General features: G+C 73.3%; 16 protein-coding genes. 10 read left to right on the top strand and 6 right to left on the bottom strand.

All coding sequences use genetic code 11. The annotated features are described in order from the left end of the window. The first annotated feature begins 127 nt into the window (after nt 1-127). The 4 genes from E6U81_RS10115 to E6U81_RS10130 all read left to right on the top strand — a co-directional run bounded on the left by E6U81_RS10115 (nt 128) and on the right by E6U81_RS10130 (nt 3,772). Nucleotides 128-1,423, top strand: a complete 1,296-nt coding sequence (locus E6U81_RS10115) for an ATP-binding protein (RefSeq protein ID WP_136229730.1) — start codon at nt 128-130, stop codon at nt 1,421-1,423. After that, nucleotides 1,420-2,142: a response regulator transcription factor gene (locus E6U81_RS10120; RefSeq protein ID WP_031147881.1), complete on the top strand. Its 723-nt coding sequence runs from the start codon at nt 1,420-1,422 to the stop codon at nt 2,140-2,142. Before E6U81_RS10115 ends, E6U81_RS10120 begins: the two co-directional genes overlap by 4 nt. An 89-nt stretch (nt 2,143-2,231) precedes the next feature. Further along, entirely contained in the window at nt 2,232-3,335 is a 1,104-nt protein-coding gene (locus E6U81_RS10125) for an alpha/beta hydrolase-fold protein (RefSeq protein ID WP_136229731.1), read from the top strand. A gap of 146 nt (nt 3,336-3,481) precedes the next feature. After that, the gene (locus E6U81_RS10130; RefSeq protein WP_136229732.1) at nt 3,482-3,772 is read left to right on the top strand and encodes a hypothetical protein; all 291 of its coding nucleotides are present in this window, start codon (nt 3,482-3,484) and stop codon (nt 3,770-3,772) included. A gap of 58 nt (nt 3,773-3,830) precedes the next feature. Here the strand turns inward: E6U81_RS10130 and E6U81_RS10135 are convergent, their stop codons facing one another. Both E6U81_RS10135 and E6U81_RS10140 read right to left on the bottom strand, forming a co-directional pair. Beyond that, a complete protein-coding gene (locus E6U81_RS10135) occupies nt 3,831-4,880 on the bottom strand; it encodes a C40 family peptidase (RefSeq protein WP_136229733.1) in 1,050 nt (349 codons plus the stop codon). A gap of 143 nt (nt 4,881-5,023) precedes the next feature. Next, nucleotides 5,024-5,377: a hypothetical protein gene (locus E6U81_RS10140; RefSeq protein WP_136229734.1), complete on the bottom strand. Its 354-nt coding sequence runs from the start codon at nt 5,375-5,377 to the stop codon at nt 5,024-5,026. Nucleotides 5,378-5,502: 125 nt separating this feature from the next. Here E6U81_RS10140 and E6U81_RS10145 point away from each other — a divergent pair, with 125 nt between their 5' ends. Continuing rightward, nucleotides 5,503-5,850 carry a helix-turn-helix domain-containing protein gene (locus tag E6U81_RS10145; protein WP_136229735.1) on the top strand — a complete coding sequence of 116 codons (348 nt, stop codon included), beginning with the start codon at nt 5,503-5,505 and terminating at the stop codon, nt 5,848-5,850. Then, the gene (gene pcrA, locus E6U81_RS10150; protein ID WP_136229736.1) at nt 5,834-8,350 is read left to right on the top strand and encodes a DNA helicase PcrA; all 2,517 of its coding nucleotides are present in this window, start codon (nt 5,834-5,836) and stop codon (nt 8,348-8,350) included. The genes E6U81_RS10145 and pcrA overlap by 17 nt, the downstream gene beginning before the upstream one ends. A gap of 91 nt (nt 8,351-8,441) precedes the next feature. On the opposite strand, the gene E6U81_RS10155 is transcribed toward pcrA, so the two are convergent. Both E6U81_RS10155 and E6U81_RS10160 read right to left on the bottom strand, forming a co-directional pair. After that, entirely contained in the window at nt 8,442-9,962 is a 1,521-nt protein-coding gene (locus tag E6U81_RS10155) for a M23 family metallopeptidase (protein WP_136229893.1), read from the bottom strand. Between the two features lie 221 nt (nt 9,963-10,183). Further along, nucleotides 10,184-10,966 (bottom strand): alpha/beta fold hydrolase, encoded by a 783-nt coding sequence (locus E6U81_RS10160; RefSeq protein ID WP_136229737.1) that lies wholly within the window; start codon nt 10,964-10,966, stop codon nt 10,184-10,186. 173 nt (nt 10,967-11,139) lie between these two features. On the opposite strand from E6U81_RS10160, the gene E6U81_RS10165 reads away from it, so the two are divergent. Next, nucleotides 11,140-11,541: a cobalamin B12-binding domain-containing protein gene (locus tag E6U81_RS10165; RefSeq protein WP_030764263.1), complete on the top strand. Its 402-nt coding sequence runs from the start codon at nt 11,140-11,142 to the stop codon at nt 11,539-11,541. Nucleotides 11,542-11,902: 361 nt separating this feature from the next. On the opposite strand, the gene E6U81_RS10170 is transcribed toward E6U81_RS10165, so the two are convergent. Next, nucleotides 11,903-13,489 carry a DUF5691 domain-containing protein gene (locus tag E6U81_RS10170; protein WP_136229738.1) on the bottom strand — a complete coding sequence of 529 codons (1,587 nt, stop codon included), beginning with the start codon at nt 13,487-13,489 and terminating at the stop codon, nt 11,903-11,905. 252 nt (nt 13,490-13,741) lie between these two features. Further along, the gene (locus tag E6U81_RS10175; protein WP_136229739.1) at nt 13,742-15,085 is read right to left on the bottom strand and encodes an SWIM zinc finger family protein; all 1,344 of its coding nucleotides are present in this window, start codon (nt 15,083-15,085) and stop codon (nt 13,742-13,744) included. A gap of 134 nt (nt 15,086-15,219) precedes the next feature. On the opposite strand from E6U81_RS10175, the gene E6U81_RS10180 reads away from it, so the two are divergent. The 3 genes from E6U81_RS10180 to E6U81_RS10190 are packed head-to-tail and all read left to right on the top strand — an operon-like array spanning nt 15,220 to nt 19,866. Then, a complete protein-coding gene (locus E6U81_RS10180) occupies nt 15,220-16,326 on the top strand; it encodes an AAA family ATPase (RefSeq protein ID WP_136229740.1) in 1,107 nt (368 codons plus the stop codon). Further along, a complete protein-coding gene (locus E6U81_RS10185; protein ID WP_136229741.1) occupies nt 16,323-18,614 on the top strand; it encodes a DUF5682 family protein in 2,292 nt (763 codons plus the stop codon). Before E6U81_RS10180 ends, E6U81_RS10185 begins: the two co-directional genes overlap by 4 nt. Before the next feature lie 55 nt (nt 18,615-18,669). After that, a complete protein-coding gene (locus E6U81_RS10190; protein WP_240803742.1) occupies nt 18,670-19,866 on the top strand; it encodes a VWA domain-containing protein in 1,197 nt (398 codons plus the stop codon). Nucleotides 19,867-20,123 lie beyond the last annotated feature (257 nt).

A 20,123-nucleotide genomic window follows, 5' to 3' on the forward strand; every position in this document is an offset into this window, starting at 1 on the left:
CCATGGTGACGGTCGGCGCGGGCACCCGGAATCCGGCCCTACCCTGGCGCAACCCTGAAATCTCCCGGGCAGAAGTGGGGGGATGCCCTGATGCCCGGCCGCGGCCCGCCGTGTGACCCTTGGTGACATGCCCGTAGCCGCCGCCTCCCGCCCCCCGCACGCCCCGGACGCCGACGACCCGCCGCAGCGCAAGCTCTACCGCAGCGCGGACGGCCGGATGCTCGGCGGTGTCGCGCGCGGGCTGGCCGGGCACCTCGGGCTGCCCGTGGGCTGGGTCCGGCTCGCGTTCCTCCTGCTGTTCATGTGGGGCGACGGGCTGGGCGTGCTGCTCTACGCCGCGTTCTGGGTCTTCGTACCGCTCGGAGTCGGCGGGCGCGCCGGGCACCGCTCCTTCTTCGAGGCCCTTCCCGACGGCACGCGCCGCCTGCGCAAACCCGACCGCGGGCAGATCACGGCACTGATCGCCCTGTTCATCGGCGCGGGCATCTTCATCTCCAAGGTCCAGCTGGGCGGCGAGTCCGGGCGCTACGTGTGGCCGACGCTGCTGGTCGGGGCCGGGGTGGTCCTCGTATGGCGGCAGGCCGACAACGCCCGCCGCGCCCACTGGACCACCGCCGCCGGACGGCACGGGCGGCTCTTCCAGGCCGCCCGCGCGCTCGCCGGCGTCGCCCTGGTCGGGGTGGGCCTCACCGTCTTCATCGTCGTACGGGGCTCCGCCGCGCAGCTCGGGAACGTCCTGACCGCCACCCTCGCCGTCCTCGTCGGGGTCGCCCTGCTGGCCGGCCCCTGGCTGATCCGGATGACCCAGGACCTCTCCGAGGAGCGGCTCATGCGCATCCGCGCCCAGGAACGTGCCGAGGTCGCCGCCCACGTGCACGACTCGGTGCTGCACACCCTCACCCTGATCCAGCGCAACGCGGAGGACGTGGGCGAGGTGCGCCGGCTCGCCCGCGCCCAGGAGCGCGAGCTGCGCAACTGGCTCTACAAGCCCGAGGGCACCGGCAAGGACGAGGCCGAGGAACCGGCCACCCTGGCCGAGGCCGTGAAGAAGACCGCCGCCGAGGTGGAGGACCACCACGGCGTGCCCATCGAGGTCGTCGTCGTCGGCGACTGCCCCCTCGACGAGAAGCTGGCCGCACAGATCCAGGCCGCGCGCGAGGCGATGGTCAACGCCGCCAAGTACGGTGGCGAGGGCGGCCCGGTGCAGGTGTACGCGGAGGTGGAGGGGCAGACGGTGTTCGTGTCCGTACGGGACCGGGGACCGGGCTTCGACATCGACGCGGTACCCGAAGACCGCATGGGCGTACGAGAATCGATCATCGGCCGGATGCAGCGCAACGGCGGGACCGCGCGACTGCGGTCCGCGCCCGACGGCGGCACGGAAGTCGAGCTGGAGATGGAGAGGGCGGCGAACGCGGCATGACCGAGGCCGGAGAGAACGCAGGCACGGGGGAGACCGGGGGTCCCCCCGGCGGTAGCCGGGGGCGCGTCCGGGTGGTGCTCGTCGACGACCACAGGATGTTCCGCACGGGAGTGCAGGCCGAGATCGGCGAGACCGACCGGACCGGGGTCGAGGTCGTCGGCGAGGCCGCCGACGTCGACCAGGCCGTCACCGTCATCACCGCCACCCGGCCCGAGGTGGTCCTCCTCGACGTGCACCTGCCCGGCGGCGGCGGTGTCGAGGTGCTGCGCCGCTGCGCCCCGCTGATGGCGGCCGCCGAGAATCCGGTGCGGTTCCTGGCGCTGTCGGTGTCCGACGCGGCCGAGGACGTCATCGGTGTGATCCGCGGCGGTGCGCGCGGCTACGTCACCAAGACCATCACCGGCACCGACCTGGTGGACTCGGTCTTCCGGGTGCAGGACGGGGACGCCGTGTTCTCGCCGCGGCTGGCGGGCTTCGTGCTCGACGCGTTCGCCTCCACCGACGCGCCGCCGGTGGACGAGGACCTGGACCGGCTCACGCAGCGCGAGCGCGAGGTGCTGCGGCTGATCGCGCGCGGCTACGCGTACAAGGAGATCGCCAAGCAGCTCTTCATCTCGGTGAAGACGGTGGAGTCCCACGTCTCGGCGGTGCTGCGCAAGCTGCAGCTCTCCAACCGCCACGAGCTGACCCGCTGGGCGACGGCCCGCCGACTCGTGTGACGCCTGACGGCCCCCGACCTGCGGTGTGACCCACACCGCAGGTCGAATGGGCAACCGGGCTGCCTCCGGCCGCACTCTAGGCTGGCGTGATGAGCTTGACCGGTACACCCTTCTTCGTGTCGGTGATCGCGCTGACCGTGATCGCCGTCATCCTTCCCCTGGCCGTCTGGAGCAAGGTGCGCGGCCCTGCCGTCGTACGCACCGTCCTGCGCACCCTGATGGTGTTGTTCGCCCAGGTCACAGCCGTCGCCGTGGTGTTCGTCGCCGTCAACAGGGCCGAGCACTTCTACAACTCGTGGGGCGATCTGCTCGGCACGGGCAAGTACGTCACCGCGGCTCCCGACCTCGGTCCGGACGGCATGGGCGGCAAGAAGGTCGAAGAGGCGCCGAAGGTCAAGCAGGCCTTCCAGCCGGTCGAGGGCCTCGGCGGCCGCGTGAAGAAGACCGAGCTCGACGGGAAGATATCCGGGGTCAAGGGCGACGTGCTGGTGTGGCTGCCGCCGCAGTACGACGACCCGGCCTTCAAGGACAAGAAGTTCCCGGTCGTCGAGCTGATCCCGGGCATTCCGGGGACGGGCAAGTCCTGGTTCCAGGGGCTCAAGGCCCACGAGGTGCTGGAGCCGCTGATGAAGAGCGGCAAGGTGCAGCCGTTCATCCTCGTCTCGCCGCGCGCCATGCTCGTGGGCAACGGCGACACCGGCTGCGCCAACCTCCCCGGCAAGGTGAACGCGGACAGCTGGTTCAGCGTCGACGTCCGCAAGATGGTCGTCGACAACTTCCGGGCCTCGGACGAGGCCCGCACCTGGGGCGTGGCCGGCTACTCGGCCGGCGCCTACTGCGCCGCCAAGCTGGCGATCGCCCACCCCGACCGCTACAGCGCGGCCGTCTCCCTGTCCGGCTACAACGACCCGGGCCAGGAACCCTCCTCGCTCGTCGCCCAGGACCCGCAGCTGCGCGTCTCGCACAACCTGAAGAACGTCCTCAAGGCCCAGCCGGCGCCGCCGGCGGTCTCGCTCTGGCTGTCGGGCGCGGAGCAGGACGGCTACCTGTCCGGCATGGACCTCAAGGCGATCGCCCAGAAGCCCACCGCCGTCCATGCCGAGAAGGTCACCGGCGGCCACAACCTCGACTCGTGGTCCAAGCAGCTGCCGCAGACCTTCGGCTGGCTGAGCGGCGTGGTGAAGGCCCCGTAGGCCGCGGCCCGCGGATCTGCCGATCGGCAGACATCGGCCGTCGGGGGGCGGCCGATCTCTGCCGGTCGGCCGATGTGCCGGGTGGCCGCAGGCCGGGAGCCTGGTCCCAGGACGACTTCCGAGGGGGATCGGGGCCATGGCACAGAGTGCTCACCCACGGGCTGAACGCGCGCTGGGGCGAGGTCTGGCCGCGGTGGGTGCCGTTCAGGGCGGGGAGGCCGGTCGCCCCCGCCACCGCGATCGTCCCGGCCCTGCTGGTCTCCGTGGTGGCCGTCCCCAGCGGCCTGATGATGATCCGCGCCGGCAACCAGCCCTTCGGCTGGGGGACCAACTACCCGGCGATGCTGTGGGTCGTGTGGGGAGCGGCGCTGGGCGCCGCCACCCTCGCCCACTACTTCCGCCGGCGCGGGACGTGCGGGTACTGCGCGCAGGGCTGAGGGGGCCGAGGGCTCACGGGCCGCACGCCGGGCAGGGACCCCGTGCAGGGCCGGGACCTCACGCCGGGCGGGAGGCGCCGGCCCAGGGCATCGAGTCGATCGGCGCCAGCCGGACCGTCGATCCCGGGCGGGGGGCGTGGATCATCTGGCCGTTGCCGACGTAGAGGCCGACGTGGGTGATCCCGGAGTAGAAGAACACCAGGTCGCCGGGGGCCAGCTGGTCGCGGGAGACGCGCCGGCCGGCGTTGATCTGGGTGTAGGTCGTGCGGGGCAGCGAGACCCCGGCCGAGCGCCAGGCCGCCTGGGTCAGCCCCGAGCAGTCGAAGGAGCCGGGCCCCGTCGCGCCCCACACGTAGGGCTTGCCGATCGAGGAGTACGCGAAGGCCACGGCGCGGGCCGCGCGCGAGCCGTCGGCGGCCGGCGGGGGCGCGGCGGTGACCGGGCCGGGGGCTGCGGAGGCGGCGGCGCCCGGCGCCTGGGCGTCGTAGGCGGCGCGCTCCTCGGCGGTGAGCTTGGCCAGCAGGCGTTTGGCGGCGGCGAGCTTCTCCTCGGCCTCGGCCTTGTGGGCGGCGAGCTCGTCCTGCCGGGAGCGGAGGTCGGAGAGCCGGCCGGAGGCCTGCTCCCGCAGCTTCGACACCTCGTCCAGCTTGCGGCGCACGGTGGTGATCCCGGCGGCGTTGCGGTCCCCGGCGCGGGAGATGAAGGAGGCCTGGGCGAGGTACTCCTGCGGGTCGTCCGCCAGGGCGAGCTGTACGGCGGTGCCCAGGGAACCGCTGCGGTACTGGGAGGCGGCGAGCGTCCCGAGCGCGCTGCGGGCGGTGTTGAGCTGGTCGGCCTTGCGGGCGGCCTCCTCGCGCAGGCCGGTCAGTGCCTTCTCGGCCTCGTCGGCCTGCTCCTTCGCCCCGTTGTACCGCTCGGTCGCCGCCTCGGCCTCCTCGTAGAGGCGGTCCACCTCCGTCTTGATCTGCGCGGGGGTGGGCCGGGGGTCGGCCTGGGCGGCGCCTTCGAAGGCGGTGGCGGTGGCAGCGCCCGCGAGGGCGATGGCGGCGGTCGTCCGTACCGGGCCGCCGGAGAGCGAGCGCTGCCTGGGCTTTCGATGACTGGCCACGAGGGCCTCACGTCCTTCCTCTGCCGGTGCTTGGAGGAGGACGCTAGACCCGAAGGTAACGGGCGGATGACGCGATGATCGTAAGTGTCCTGATGCGATCGGAGCTGGCCGCACGGGACCGGAGCGGATCGCTGCGGTGCGGGTCAGTGCCAGAGAAGGGCGATGAAGATGTTGATCACGGTCAGTCCGCCCACCGCCCCGAAGAGCGCCTTGTCCACCTGCTCCTCGTCGCGCTTGACGTAGACGAGGGCGAGGATCACGAAGAGGAGCGCGAGCTTCACGCCGACCTTGATGTTGTTGACGGGCGTGCCGTCCATCTCGTTGAAGCCGACGAGGAGCACGCCGGTGACGAGCATCGTGAGCGCGCCGTGCAGCATGGCGGGCGTGAAGCGGGCGGTGCCCGCGCTCATCGCCTTCATCTGGGTCAGGAAGCCGCCGAGGAGAGCGGCGATCCCGATGATGTGCAGGCCGACGAAGACACTGATGAGTACGTCCATGGCAGTCGAGCGTACGGGGGCGCGGACCCGGCCGAAGAAGCGGGTCGGCCCGCCGGCGAGGGCCTGCCGCCCTGCTCAGGAACGCTCCGGCAACGTCCGTACGAGATCTGCGTACAGTGGGGGGCATGCCTGCCGCCGCCGACCTGCCCCACCCCGCCGCCGACCGGCTCGAGCTCGTCGACGTCCTGGCGGCGCTCGGACACCCCGTCCGGCTGGAGATCGTCCGCAAGCTCGCCTCCGGCGAGGAGGCCTTCTGCGGCGAGGTCGTGCCCGGCCTGCCCCGGTCGAGCGTCACGCACCACCTCAAGACGCTGCGCGAGAGCGGAGTCATCGGCCGGCGCGCCCAGGGCCGCAGGCTCTACCTCACGCTGCGCCGCGACGACCTGGAGCTCCGCTTCCCCGGTCTGCTGGAACTCGTGCTGGCCTGTCGGTCCCGCCCCCTAGACTCGGAATGCGATGAGCAGCCTCTTTGACGACAGCTTCCTGGCGGACCTCACCCCCTCCGACGAGGTCCCGCCGCCGCCCGAGGAGCACCCCGCCCCGGAGGCGGGTGCGGACGACCTCTTCGGCGGCCACTTCGACGTGCCCATGACCGGGGACGCGTACTACCGGGACGGCGCCCCCAAGCCCGTCATCGACCCGGCGGCGCTCCTGGACGGCCTGAACGAGCAGCAGGCCGCCGCCGTCGTGCACGCCGGCACCCCGCTGCTCATCGTGGCCGGCGCCGGCTCGGGCAAGACCAGGGTGCTGACCCACCGGATCGGCCACCTGCTGGCCGCCCGGAACGTCCACCCCGGCCAGATCCTGGCGATCACCTTCACCAACAAGGCCGCCGGCGAGATGAAGGAGCGCGTCGAGGGCCTGGTCGGCCCGCGCGCGAACGCCATGTGGGTCTCCACCTTCCACAGCGCGTGCGTGCGCATACTGCGCCGCGAGTCCAAGCGGCTCGGCTTCACGTCCTCGTTCTCGATCTACGACGCGGCCGACTCCAAGCGCCTGATGGCGCTCGTCTGCCGCGACCTGGACCTGGACCCGAAGAAGTTCCCGCCGAAGTCGTTCAACGCCAAGATCTCGAACCTGAAGAACGAGCTGATAGACGAAGAGGCCTTCGCCGACCAGGCGGCCGACGGTTTTGAGAAGACGCTCGCCCAGGCGTACGCGATGTACCAGGCCCGGCTGCGCGAGGCCAACGCCCTCGACTTCGACGACATCATCATGACCACGGTCCACCTGCTCCAGGCCTTCCCGGACGTCGCCGAGCACTACCGGCGCCGCTTCCGGCACGTCCTGGTCGACGAGTACCAGGACACCAACCACGCGCAGTACACGCTGGTGCGCGAGCTGGTCGGCACCGGCTACCCGGACCTGCCCCCGGCCGAGCTGTGCGTGGTGGGTGACGCCGACCAGTCGATCTACGCCTTCCGCGGCGCGACGATCCGCAACATCCTCCAGTTCGAGGAGGACTACAAGGACGCGACGACGATCCTGCTGGAGCAGAACTACCGCTCCACGCAGACGATCCTCTCCGCCGCCAACGCCGTCATCGAGCGCAACGAGAACCGCCGCGCCAAGAACCTGTGGACCCAGGCCGGCAGCGGCGCCGTCATCACCGGCTACGTCGCCGACACCGAGCACGACGAGGCCCAGTTCGTCGCCGACGAGATCGACCGGCTCACCGACGCCGGTGACGCCAGGGCCGGCGACGTCGCGATCTTCTACCGGACCAACGCCCAGTCCCGTGTGTTCGAAGAGATCTTCATCCGGGTCGGCCTGCCGTACAAGGTCGTCGGCGGCGTCCGCTTCTACGAGCGCAAGGAGGTCCGCGACGTCCTCGCGTACCTGCGCGTCCTCGCGAACCCCGAGGACAACGTCCCGCTGCGCCGCATCCTGAATGTGCCCAAGCGCGGCATCGGCGAGCGCGCCGAGGCGATGGTCGACGCGCTCGCGCTGCGCGAGAAGATCACCTTCCCGCAGGCGCTGCGGCGCGTCGACGAGGCCTTCGGCATGGCGGCCCGCTCCACCAATGCCGTGAAGCGGTTCAACGCGCTGATGGAGGAGCTCCGTACGATCGTCGACTCGGGCGCAGGCCCGGCGGTGGTGCTGGAGGCGGTCCTGGAGCGCACCGGCTACCTCGCCGAACTCCAGGCATCGACCGACCCGCAGGACGAGACGCGGATCGAGAACCTCCAGGAACTGGCCGCCGTGGCCCTGGAGTTCGAGCAGGCGCGCGAGGCCGCGGCCGCCGAGGCGCCGGAGGGCACGGCACCTGCCGGCCCCGGCACGCTCGCCGAGTTCCTGGAGCAGGTCGCCCTCGTCGCCGACTCCGACCAGATCCCCGACGAGGACGAGGACGGCTCCGGCGTCATCACCCTCATGACCCTGCACACCGCCAAGGGCCTTGAGTTCCCGGTGGTGTTCCTGACCGGCATGGAGGACGGGGTCTTCCCGCACATGCGCGCGCTGGGCCAGACCAAGGAGCTGGAGGAGGAGCGCCGCCTCGCCTACGTCGGCATCACGCGTGCGCGCGAGCGGCTCTACCTGACCCGGTCCAGCATGCGCAGTGCGTGGGGCACCCCGTCGTACAACCCGCCGTCGCGGTTCCTGGAGGAGATCCCGGACCAGTACCTGCAGTGGAAGCGCACGGGTGCGGCCCAGAAGCCGGCCGGCCCGATGCGCAGTTCGGGCTACGGCTCGGGCTCGGGCGGCGGACGGTCCTCGTTCGGCACCTCGCCCGAGGCCTTCCTGTCCTCGTCGCGCACGAAGTCCGGCCCGTCCGGGTTCGCGACGCGCCGGGCCGCGGACAAGCCCGTCATCGCCCTGGTGGTCGGGGACCGGGTCACGCACGACCAGTTCGGGCTCGGCACCGTCATGGAGGTCAAGGGAGCGGGCGCGGACGCGCAGGCCACCATCGACTTCGGCGACGACAAGCCGAAGCGGCTGCTGCTGCGGTACGCGCCGGTGCAGAAGCTCTGAGGGTCGGCCCGGTCCGGGCTCCTGTGTACGCACGAGTGCCCGGCAGCGGGAACGCTGCCGGGCACTCGGTCAACCGGTCGTGCCGAGGAACCTACCTCGGGTCCAGGCCCTTGCTGCGCAGCCAGGCCAGGGGGTCGATCGCGGAGCCGCCGCCGGGCCGGACCTCGAAGTGCAGGTGCGGGCCGGTGGAGTTGCCGGAGTTGCCGGAGTAGGCGATGACATCGCCCGCCTTGACCTTGCCGCCGCGGATCTTGGTGGAGCTGAGGTGGCAGTACCAGGTCTCGGTGCCGTCGGGCGCGGTCACTATGGCCATGTTCCCGTAGGCGCTGTTGTACTGCGTGCGCACGGTGCCGTCGGTGGCGGCCATCACCGGGGTGCCGTAGGACACCGGGAAGTCGATGCCGGTGTGCACCGACATCCACATGCCGCCGGCCTGGCCGAAGCTGGCGCTGAGGCCGTGCTGCGCGACGGGGATCGCGAACTTGGGGCGGGCGGCCTCCTTGGCCGCGGCCTCCTCGGCCTTCTTCTTCTTTTCTTCTTCCTGGCGTTCGTGCAGGTCGATGCGCTCCTGGGTGCGGCTCGCGCGGTCCGCGAAGTCGCCCGCGTCGGCGCTGAGCGCGACCAGTTGGGTGTCGAGCTTGGTGTTCGCGGCGACCGGCTTCACCGAGGCCGGGTCGGGCGCGGCCATCGTGGTGGTGTCCTCGCCGGGCTTGTCCGTACCGGTGAGTCCGCCGACGGAGGCGGCCGCGACGCCCGCGACGCCCATCACGCAGGCGGAGGGAACCGCGACGGTGAGCAGGGCGGAACGCTTCGCCGGGGTGCGCCGACGGCCGCCGGCCGACTTGGCGCCCGTCGTCTTGGCACCGGCCGTCTTGGCGTTGGCCTTGGCGGCGGTCCGGCGCGCGGAGCGCGGGGCGGAGGTCACCGGCATGGCCTGGGTGGGCATGTCGTGCACGCCGTGCAGTTCGTGGACCTCGGGCAGCTCGTACGCCTCGGCGGCCTCGGGCGCCGGGTCGGAGAGCACCTCGAAGACGGCGGTCTCGCTGTAGGTGTCGGCCCCGGTCTCCGGGGCGGCCGGGGTCTCGTGGACGTAGCCGACGGTGCCCAGCGTGGTCGTGCCGTACGCGTAGTCCTGCTGCGCGGGCTGGTAGTCGTACGCGTATTCGGCCTCGGGCTGTGCCGGGGCCTGCGTGACGGTGTTCCAGGCGGTCGCGTCGTAGGCGCCGGTCTCGGTACCGGTGGTGCCGAAGCCCGGCATCGCCCAGTGGCCGGTCTGCTCGGCGGAGGTGTCGTAGCCGAAGGAGGCGGTCGGGTAGGCGGTGTAGCCGGAGTAGTCGGTGCCCGCCCCCGCCGTGTTCCAGGCGTTCGCGTCCCAGCTCCCGGTGGTGTCCTCGGGTGCGGACTGCGACGGGATCGTGGACAGGTAAGGGTCCTGCGAGGTCCACGCGGTGGTGTCGTACGCGCCGGTCTCATAGGAGCCGTAGGCAGCGTAGTTGACCCCTTGGCCCTGCGTTTCGTAGGAAACGTAGGTCGAGTCACCAGCGAAAGCGGTGGTGGAGAGGCCGTCATACCCGGCATCCGGGTACTGGCCCGACGAGGGGCGGTCGTTCACCAACTTCTCTTTCGCCTCGGCAGTGGGGGCCTGGGTGGCCGGGAACTCGAAGTTCACCGGAGGAGAGCAGTGGCGTGACTGTACCCGTCGGTTACTCGCAACGACAATCTTCGCCGGGTCCCCAGATCAGCGGAACCGGGCATTCGGCCGTCTTTCGGTCGCCGAAAGACGCAGCCTTGGCCTTGAGTTCGAAATGTGTTCGACTCCGGGTCGCCGAACGGTCAGGCGACGGATGCGGCGTCGGGGCCCGTCACGACGGTCGGCGCCGAGCCGTCGAGGGCGCGTCCGACCGCCGTGATGACCGCCGGGTGCGCCGGGAGGGCGAGGTGGCCGATACCCATGACCTGCACGTTCTCCACGCGCAGGTCCGGATGCTCGATCCGGGCGCTCCCCACCGGGGCCATCAGCGTGTCGAACTCGCTCCAGAACGCCACGCAGCGGGTCGCGCAGCCGGGCGAGGGCGCCGCCAGCTCGGCCAGCACCTCGGAGTCCGGGCGCATCTGCCGCACCAGGGGGTGCGCGTCCATGAAGGGGGCGACCCGGGTGCCGGAATGCGGGGTACCGAGCGTGACGAGGGTGCGCACGCGCGTGTCGCCGCCGAGGCGCTGGACGTAGTACCGGCCGATCAGGCCGCCGAGGCTGTGCCCGACGAGGTCCACCCGCTCCTGGCCGGTGCGCTCGCACAGCTCCTCGACACGCCGGGCGAGATGGCGGGCGGTGACGCGCAGGTCGAGGGTGAGGGGCGAGTAGTTGTACGCCTCCACGTGCCGCAGGCCGCCGACTGCGAGGGCGCGGCGCAGCAGGACGAAGACGGAGCGGTTGTCGGTGAACCCGTGGAGCAGCAGGACGGGCGGGCGTGTCGTGGCCGGGACGGCGGCCACCTTCTCCTGGCACACCCCGGTGGGGTACAGCAGGAGGTGCCCGCCGAGCACGACGACTTCCAGGGCTCCGGCCCGCAGTGCGGCGCCGGAGAAGGGGACGGGCACGGGTAAGGACAGACCCATCGACGGCCTCCTGTGATGCTCCGGGGACGACGGCCGCCGCGCCACCGTGCCGTGCGGCTGTCGGCACGGTGGCGCAATGCCGTCCCACGTGTGATTTCCCCCTCGTGCTTGACCGCGAAACGGCGGCGTGCGCGATGCTGTACTTAACGTTCGTTCACTCGGGAGGCAGTGCGATGGGTGTGACCGGTCCGATCCGTGTGGTGGTGGCCAAGCCGGGTCTCGACGGCCACGACCGCGGGGCCAAAGTGATCGCGCGGGCGCTGCGGGACGCGGGCATGGAGGTCATCTACACCGGCCTCCACCAGACCCCCGAGCAGATCGTGGACACCGCGATCCAGGAGGACGCCGACGCGATCGGCCTCTCGATCCTCTCGGGCGCCCACAACACGCTCTTCGTGCGTGTGCTGGAGCTCCTGAAGGAGCGCGACGCGGAGGACATCAAGGTCTTCGGCGGCGGCATCATCCCGGAGGACGACATCGCCCCCCTGAAGGAGAAGGGCGTGGCCGAGATCTTCACCCCGGGTGCGACGACCACCTCGATCGTGGACTGGGTCAACGCCCACGTCCGCCAGTAGCCTCCGGCGGTCCTGCGGTGGGGCCCGTCCGTCCGGCCGCGCCCCGGCCCCCTGGGAGTCCGCCCTGCCGGACCCGCCCCGCGCGGGGCGGGATCCCGCGGGGCCGGGCAGTGCCCGGCGGGGGCCGCCGCATTCGCCACGCCCGAGCGGGGCTCATCCCGGCAGCGGCCGCAGCATTTGTGCCGGGTCCGGGCGGTGCCCGGCCGGACGCCCCAGGCCCACCTTCCGGCGGTAGCCGGGGCGGAGCTCCGGCCGTGCGCCGGCCCGGGATCCGGGCACAGTGGCCCGGCTCCGGGCGTCGGCTCCACGCCCCGCAGGGGTCCGGCTCCGGATTTCAGCGCTGTGCCCCGCAGGTCCCCGGTCAGGACGGGGCCAGTTCCGACAGCATCGCCGCGCGCAGTCGGAGCGTGGCCACCAGCCGCTGGAAGGCCTCGGCCCAGTACGCGGCCGCGCCCGGCGACGCGTCCGGCGGTTCCTCCGCCGCCGCGTACGCGGTCAGGGCCTCCAGCCGGCCGGCCTCGGAAGGGTCGAGGCAGCGTTCGGCCAGGCCCATCACTCCGCTGAAGCTCCACGGATAGCTGCCGGCCTCCCGGGCGGCGTCCAGCGCGTCCACCACGGCGCGGCCCAGCGCGCCCGCCCACGGCACCACGCACACCCCGAGCAGCTGGAACGCCTCGGACAGCCCGTGCGCCCGGACGAACTGCGCCACCCACTCGGCCCGTTCCCCCTCGGGGAGGGTCTCCAGCAGTTTGGCCCGCTCCGCGAGAGAGGCCGTACCCGGACCCGCCGCGGGCGGCGCCGACGCCGGGCCGAGCAGGGCCCGCGACCATTGCGGGTCCCGCTGGCGCACCGCCGCCCGGCACCACGCCGCGTGCAGTTCTTCCGTCCAGCCCTCGGCCGCGGCCACCGGCAGTGCCACGATCTCCGCCGGGCCCAGGCCCCCGAACCGCTCCCGCCAGCACGACAGCGGAGCCGCCTCCACCAGCTGGCCCAGCCACCAGGCCCGCTCCCCGCGGCCGGCGGGCGGCCGCTTGACGACGCCGTCGCGGAGCATCCCCCCGTCGCACTCGGCCGGCGGCGTCACCCCCTCCGGTCCCACGCAGGCCAGGGCGCGCTCGGCCATCCGGCCCGCCAGCGCCGACTGCGGGAGCGCCGACAGCAGTTCGGCGGCCGTCGCGCGGACATTGCGGCTGCGGTCGCCCAGCGCCGCCTCGAGGAAAGGCTCGTCCTCCAGGGACAGCCCGACCCTCAGCGAGTCGAGGAACATCAGCCGGTCCTCGGCCCGTTCGGTCGCCCAGGTCGTCGCCAGCAGTCGCGGCGCGGCCGCCGGCTCGTGGGCCCGTACGGCCCCGAGCAGTGCGACCCGCTCGGCGAACAGCCCTTCCTCCCACAGCCGTTCCACCGCGGACGCGTCGGTCACGTCCGGCAGTTCCCCGCCGCCCGCCCCGCCGCGCAGGGCGAACCGCCAGTCCGGATTCATCCGCGCCAGCCACAGCCCCCGCGTCCCGGCCAGGGCCAGCGCCTGCGGGCGCAGGTCCGTACGGGCCCGGGCGGCGTCCAGCAGCGCCGGTACGAGCGCGGCGGGCGCGCGGTAGCCGTGCCGTCCGGCCGCGGCCAGCCACTGCGGCAGCAGCTCCGTCAGGTCCGGGGCCGATCCGCGCCGCCCGCCGCCGTTCACCGGGCCGCTGCGCCCGGCCAGCAGTTGCGCGAGCCGGTGGGCCGCCGCCTGCGGAGGCGCGGGCCGCGGGTCGCGGGGTGCGGGCTCCGGGCGCGGGCGCGCTCCCGCAGGCCGCAACCCGGCGCGGCGGCGCACGGTGTGCACGGCCGCCGCGTCCAGCAGCGCCTCCGGCGAGCCGGCCGGGCCCCCGCCCCGGCGCCGGTCGGTGCCCAGCAGCGCGGCGCCGACCAGCTCCTGCCACTCCCCGTACCCCTCGTCACCCTCGCCCATCGGTGCCCCTCCCTCGCTGCTCGTCCTCGGTGGTGTCCAGTGCCCCGGTCCCGCCCCCTCCGCGGGACCGGGGCTGTCGATGTCCCTTACGGGTCCGCTCAACTGGCGTGGTTGTCGTTCATGAAAGCCCCCCGGCTTCTCGTCGTTGCGTGCACGGCGCCCCCCGGCGCCGCACTTCTCCCTGCTGCCGCCGTACGACGGCACAGGACCCCCCAGGCCCCCTGCGATGTGGTTGTCGTCCCGCCGCCCGGCTCAGGACAGGGCGACCGGCTCCGAGGAGTCCGGCTGCCAGGCCGTCAGCGGGGTGAAGCCGCGGTGGCCGCACTCGCCGAAGACCGTGACCGGGCCCCCGCCCGACAACGCGGCCAGCTGCCACAGACCCCCGCGGGAGCGGCTGCCCGCCCCGGTGAGGGGCACCGGCAGGGCGGAGGTGCCCTCCGCGTCCGCCAGCTGCCAGCCGAGCTCTCCCGGTATCGGAACCACCGGACCGAGCACCACCGGCCAGGACTCCAGCCACGGGTCGTCCCGCAGTGCCGTCCCATAGGCCTCCAGGGCCGCCTGGGTGCCCACCCCGGCCGGAACCTCCGTGCACGGCGCGGCCGCCGCGAACCTCTCCCCGAGGTCCGCCCGCAGCCCCGCAGACCCGGGCCGGAAGCGCATCTCCGCCTCCAGCACCAGCCCCACCGGCAGCGCCAGCCCCGGCGGCCGCCCGGGCGGTCCGAAGTCCAGCACCAGCGCGGGCCGTCCGCCCGCCAGCCCGCGCAGCCATATCCGGCGGGTGGTGAGCCGTCCGTCCGGCGACACCGAGTCGTACTGGGCGAGCACCAGCCAGCGGTCCCGTACGGCCTCCCCCTCCCCGGAGGCCGGCAGTCCCACCCGGCTGCGCACGGTCGCCGCCAACTGGTCCGGAAGCCCCGTCACCCCCATCCAGGCCCGGTCCAGCAGGTGCAGCAGCGCCGCCTCCTCCAGCATCCGGGCGGGCCAGCCGGGGCCGCAACTGGGTATCGTCCCCAACTCCCTTACGCGCCCGGCCAGTCCGGGGGCCTGGGCGTCCACCATCCGGGCCGCGGTCTCCTCCCACGCCGCGTACCCCGCGTGCTCCTGGCCCGCGAGGCCGCCGCGCAGCAGGTCGGCCAGCCGCTGTTCCAGCTCGGTGACGCCGGCGCCGATGCGCGCCGCCCGTCGCTCGGCCCGCCGCCGGGCCCCCTCCTCGTCCACCGGCCCGGCCGCCGCGCCCGCCGGACGTGCGGCCTTGGCCGCCCGGTCCGCCAGCCACTGCGCGGCCCACTCCGGCGCCTCCCCGGGCTCGCCGACCCCCTCGGCGGACCAGAGCAGGAGCAGTCCCAGCGCGTGCTTGCACGGGAACTTCCGGCTCGGGCAGGAGCACTTGTAGGCCGGTCCCGTCAGGTCGACGACCGTCCGGTACGGATTGCTGCCGCTGCCCTTGCACAGCCCCCATACAGAACCGGAAGCGGAACCTCCGATCTGTGACCACGGCCCCGCCCCGCCGAGTCTGCCGCCCGCCTTGCGTGAAGCATCGTCAGGAGCCAGAGCCAGTACCTGTTCCGCCGTCCAGCGGACCCCCTGCTCAGTCATGACAACCACCGTAGAGACCCCCTCTGACAATCGCTCTGACCTGCAACAACGTGATGAGCGGGGGGTGTTGTCAGTGGCGTGGTGCACCGTTGGAACAGCAGTCGGGAGCGGCTGCCGAGCATTGGAGGGGGACCATGAGCAAGCCCGAGAACGGCATCGGCGCCGAAGCGCTGCGACCGCACGCCGAAGACGCCTACGCGCACGAACTGAAAGCCCTGGCGGCCGCCGACGACAGGCCCCGCCCGACCCGCTGGAAGCTCTCCCCGTGGGCCGTCGCCACCTACCTTCTCGGTGGCACGCTCGACGACGGCACGGTGATCACACCCAAGTACGTGGGCCCGCGCCGCATCGTCGAGGTCGCGGTCACCACCCTGGCCACCGACCGCGCCCTGCTCCTGCTCGGCGTTCCCGGCACCGCCAAGACCTGGGTGTCCGAACACCTCGCCGCCGCCGTCAGCGGGGACTCCACCCTCCTCGTCCAGGGCACCGCCGGCACCCCCGAGGAGGCCATCCGGTACGGCTGGAACTACGCCCGGCTCCTCGCCCACGGCCCCAGCCGCGAGGCTCTCGTCCCCAGCCCCGTCATGCGGGCCATGGCCGACGGCATGACCGCCCGCGTCGAGGAGCTCACCCGCATCCCCGCCGACGTCCAGGACACCCTCATCACCGTCCTGTCCGAGAAGACCCTGCCGATACCGGAGCTCGGCCAAGAGGTCCAGGCCGTACGCGGCTTCAACCTCATCGCCACCGCCAACGACCGCGACCGCGGCGTCAACGAGCTCTCCAGCGCGCTGCGCCGCCGCTTCAACACCGTCGTCCTGCCGCTGCCCGCCACCGCGGACGCCGAGGTCGACATCGTGGCCCGCCGCGTCGACCAGATGGGCCGCGCCCTCGACCTGCCGGCCGTGCCCGAGGGACTGGAGGAGATCCGCCGCGTCGTCACCGTCTTTCGCGAGCTGCGCGACGGTGTCACCGGCGACGGCCGCACGAAGGTGAAGTCGCCCAGCGGCACCCTCTCCACCGCCGAGGCCATCTCCGTCGTCACCAACGGCCTCGCCCTGGCAGCCCACTTCGGGGACGGTGTCCTGCGCCCCTCCGACGTGGCCGCGGGCATCCTCGGCGCCGTCGTCCGCGACCCGGCCGCCGACAAGGTGGTCTGGCAGGAGTACCTGGAGGCCGTGGTCCGCGAGCGCGACGGCTGGAAGGACTTCTACCGCGCCTGCCGGGAGGTGACGGTATGAGCGCGGCCCGCCCGGGCCCGCTGCTCCTCGGCGTGCGCCACCACGGGCCCGGCTCGGCCCGCGCGGTCCGCTCCGCCCTGGACGTGGCCCGCCCGGCCGCCGTGCTGATCGAGGGGCCGCCCGAAGGGGACGCCCTGCTCGAACTGGCCGCCGACCCCGGCATGCGGCCGCCCGTGGCGCTGCTCGCGCACGCCGCCGACGACCCGGGCCGGGCCGCGTTCTGGCCGCTCGCCGACTTCTCCCCGGAGTGGGTGGCGATCCGCTGGGCGCAGGAGGCCGGCGTACCGGTCCGGTTCATGGACCTGCCCGCCGCGCACTCGCTGGCCGCCGTCGAGGAGCCGGACGCGGACCACGCCGGGGCCGACACCGTCCGGCTGGACCCCCTCGCGGTGCTCGCCGAGACCGCCGGGTACGACGACCCCGAGCGCTGGTGGGAGGACGTCGTCGAGCACCGGGGCACCGGCGGCGCGGGGGAGGAGGCGCTCGGTGCGTTCGAGGCGCTCGGGGAGGCCATGGCAGCCCTGCGCGAGGCCTACGGCGACGGCGGCCACCGCCGCGACCTGGTGCGCGAGGCGTACATGCGGCAGCGGATGCGTGCCGCCCGCCGTGAGTTCGGCGACGGGTACGCCGTGGTGTGCGGGGCCTGGCACGTCCCGGCGCTGCGGGCGAAGACCACCGTGGCCGCCGACAGGGCGCTGCTGACCGGACTGCCGAAGGTCAAGGTGGAGACCACCTGGGTGCCGTGGACGCACCGCCGGCTCGCCCGGGCCGGCGGGTACGGCGCGGGGATCACCTCGCCCGGCTGGTACGCCCACCTCTTCTCCGCCCGGGACCGGCCCGTCGAGCGGTGGCTGACCAAGGTCGCCGGCCTGCTGCGCGAGGAGGACCGGCAGGTCTCCTCGGCGCACGTCATCGAGGCGGTCCGGTTGGCCGAGACCCTGGCCGCCATGCGGGGCAGGCCCCTGCCCGGCCTGACGGAGACCCTGGAAGCGGTCCGGGCCGTGATGTGCGACGGCTCCGACGTCCCGCTCGCGCTCATCGAGGACCGCCTCGTCGTCGGCGACGTGCTCGGCGAGGTCCCGGACGCGGCGCCCGTCGTACCGCTCCAGCGGGACCTGACGCGGCAGCAGCGGTCGCTGCGGCTCAAGGCCGAGGCGCAGGAACGCGAGCTGGAACTGGACCTGCGCAAGGACACCGACGCCGCGAAGTCCCTGCTGCTGCACCGGCTGCGGCTGCTCGGCATCGGCTGGGGCACCCCGACCGCCTCCCGCAGCAGCACCGGCACCTTCCGGGAGACCTGGCGGCTGCGCTGGGAGCCGGAACTGTCCGTGCGGGTGGCCGAGGCCGGGATCTGGGGCACCACCGTCCTCGCGGCGGCCACCGCCAGGGCGGAGGCGGACGCCGCGGGCGCCGAGGAACTGGGCGAGGTCACGGCACTGGCCGAGCGGTGCCTCCTGGCCGGGCTCTCCGAGGCGCTGCCGGCCGTACTGCGGGCCCTGGCGGACCGTGCCGCGCTGGACACCGACGTCGCCCGCCTCGCGAAGGCCCTGCCGGCGCTGGCCCGTTCGCTGCGCTACGGGGACGTGCGGGGCACCGACGCGACGGCGCTCGGCGCGGTCGCGGCCGGGCTCGCCGAGCGGATATGCGTCGCGCTCCCGCCGGCCTGCGCGGCCGGCCTGGACGCCGACGCGGCGGCGGAGCTGCGCGGCCACGTCGACGGGGTGCACACGGCGGTCGGCCTGCTGGCGGACTCCGGAGACGGGCTGCGGGAGCGCTGGTCCGCGGTGCTGCGGACGCTGGCCGGCCGGGACACCGTGCCGGGCGTCATCCGGGGCAGGGCGGCCCGGCTGCTCCTCGACGACGGGCGGCTGGAGGCCGAGGAGACGGCCCGGCTGATGGGGCTCGCGCTGTCCCCGGCCGCCTCGCCCGCCGACGCGGCGGGCTGGATCGAGGGCTTCGCGGGCGGGAGTTCGGGCGGCGGCACCCTGCTGGTCCACGACGACCGGCTGCTGGGTCTGATCGACAGCTGGCTGGTGGGGGTGCCGGAGCGCGCCTTCACCGACGTGCTCCCGCTGCTGAGGCGGACGTTCGGGGCGTACGAGCCGGGGGTGAAGCGGACCCTGGGCGAGCTGGTCCGGCGCGGCCCGGCCGCCTCCGCGGGGGCGGCGCGCGCGGTGGGCTCGGCCCCCGAGGGCTTCGCCCCCGACCTGGACCCGCTGCGGGCGGACGCGGTGACGGAGCTGGTCCGGATGCTGCTCGCGGCTCCCGACGGGGCGGCAGCCGCCTGACAGTGCGGTGCAACGACGAGTACGACGAGTGCGACGAGTGCAGGGGGACGGACGGATGAGCGGTACGGACATGGGTGTGGCGGTCGGGCAGGACACCGCGGACCCCTCCGGGGTCGAGCGGCTGCGGCGGTGGCGGATGGTGCTGGGCGGGGGAGACGCCGATGGCACCGGGCACGCGCTGACCGGGCGGGACGCGGCGATGGACGCCGCGCTCGGGGCGCTGTACGGGGGAGGCGGCGACGGAGGGTCCCGCCGGGCCTCGGGGTCGGCGCGGTCGGCCGGGCTCGGCGGCTCCGCGCCGAACGTGGCCCGCTGGCTCGGGGACATCCGTACGTACTTCCCGAGCTCGGTGGTCCAGGTGATGCAGCGCGACGCGATCGAGCGGCTCGGGCTGTCCGCCCTGCTGCTGGAGCCGGAGATGCTGGAGGCCGTCGAACCGGACGTCCACCTGGTCGGCACCCTGCTCTCGCTCAACAAGGCGATGCCCGAGACGACGAAGGAGACGGCGCGGGCCGTGGTCCGCAAGGTGGTCGAGCAGCTGGAGAAGCGGCTCGCGACCCGCACCCGGGCCACCCTCACCGGTGCGCTCGACCGATCCGCCCGCATCAGCCGTCCCCGCCACCGCGACATCGACTGGGACCGCACGATCCGGGCCAACCTGAAGAACTACCTGCCCGAGTACGGCACCGTCGTCCCCGAGCGGCTGATCGGATACGGCCGGGCGGCGCAATCGGTGAAGAAGGAGGTCATCCTCTGCATCGACCAGTCGGGTTCGATGGCGGCCTCCGTCGTCTACGCCTCCGTCTTCGGCGCAGTCCTCGCCTCCATGCGCTCGATCGCCACCCGCCTGGTCGTGTTCGACACCGCCGTCGTCGATCTGACCGACCAGCTCGACGACCCGGTCGACGTCCTCTTCGGCACCCAGCTGGGCGGCGGCACCGACATCAACCGCGCCCTCGCCTACTGCCAGTCGAAAATCACCCGGCCCGCCGACACGGTGGTCGTCCTCATCAGTGATCTCTACGAGGGCGGCATACGCAACGAGATGCTGAAACGCGTGGCGGCCATGAAGGGGGCGGGCGTCGAATTCGTGACCCTGCTGGCGCTGTCCGACGAGGGGGCCCCGGCCTACGATCGCGAGCACGCCGCCGCCCTCGCCGCGCTCGGTGCGCCGGCCTTCGCCTGCACCCCCGACCTGTTCCCGGAGGTAATGGCCGCGGCGCTGGAGAAGCGCCCCCTGCCGACCCCCTGACGATCCTCCGACACGCCCGCCCCGGCACGCCGTGTGAATCGGCCGATCACACGAATTTCCAGTTCAACCGTGAGGTGTTCTGTGACAGGTATCACCGCTCAGGTGTGATCTGCGATTTAGGGACGCACGCCCCACGGGGATAACCTGCCGGACGGACATGCCGCGTCCACGGTCACCGTGTGCGCCTTCCTTGTGACAGCGCCGTCACGTTGCCCTCCGCGGCACGCCCACGCAGATAGCAGACAACCGCGAATCAC

This window comes from Streptomyces sp. A0592, assembly GCF_004795115.1.
Taxonomy (GTDB): Bacteria; Actinomycetota; Actinomycetes; order Streptomycetales; family Streptomycetaceae; genus Streptomyces; species Streptomyces erythrochromogenes.

What these genes read in the sequence shown, in the direction of transcription:
- E6U81_RS10185 (WP_136229741.1), top strand. Translation starts at nt 16,323, where the DNA reads ATGAGCGCGGCCCGCCCGGGCCCGCTGCTCCTCGGCGTGCGCCACCAC.
- E6U81_RS10180 (WP_136229740.1), top strand. Translation starts at nt 15,220, where the DNA reads ATGAGCAAGCCCGAGAACGGCATCGGCGCCGAAGCGCTGCGACCGCAC.
- E6U81_RS10190 (WP_240803742.1), top strand. Translation starts at nt 18,670, where the DNA reads ATGAGCGGTACGGACATGGGTGTGGCGGTCGGGCAGGACACCGCGGAC.
- E6U81_RS10175 (WP_136229739.1), bottom strand. Translation starts at nt 15,085, where the DNA reads ATGACTGAGCAGGGGGTCCGCTGGACGGCGGAACAGGTACTGGCTCTG.
- E6U81_RS10165 (WP_030764263.1), top strand. Translation starts at nt 11,140, where the DNA reads ATGGGTGTGACCGGTCCGATCCGTGTGGTGGTGGCCAAGCCGGGTCTC.
- pcrA (WP_136229736.1), top strand. Translation starts at nt 5,834, where the DNA reads ATGAGCAGCCTCTTTGACGACAGCTTCCTGGCGGACCTCACCCCCTCC.
- E6U81_RS10160 (WP_136229737.1), bottom strand. Translation starts at nt 10,966, where the DNA reads ATGGGTCTGTCCTTACCCGTGCCCGTCCCCTTCTCCGGCGCCGCACTG.
- E6U81_RS10145 (WP_136229735.1), top strand. Translation starts at nt 5,503, where the DNA reads ATGCCTGCCGCCGCCGACCTGCCCCACCCCGCCGCCGACCGGCTCGAG.
- E6U81_RS10140 (WP_136229734.1), bottom strand. Translation starts at nt 5,377, where the DNA reads ATGGACGTACTCATCAGTGTCTTCGTCGGCCTGCACATCATCGGGATC.
- E6U81_RS10125 (WP_136229731.1), top strand. Translation starts at nt 2,232, where the DNA reads ATGAGCTTGACCGGTACACCCTTCTTCGTGTCGGTGATCGCGCTGACC.
- E6U81_RS10170 (WP_136229738.1), bottom strand. Translation starts at nt 13,489, where the DNA reads ATGGGCGAGGGTGACGAGGGGTACGGGGAGTGGCAGGAGCTGGTCGGC.
- E6U81_RS10120 (WP_031147881.1), top strand. Translation starts at nt 1,420, where the DNA reads ATGACCGAGGCCGGAGAGAACGCAGGCACGGGGGAGACCGGGGGTCCC.
- E6U81_RS10115 (WP_136229730.1), top strand. Translation starts at nt 128, where the DNA reads ATGCCCGTAGCCGCCGCCTCCCGCCCCCCGCACGCCCCGGACGCCGAC.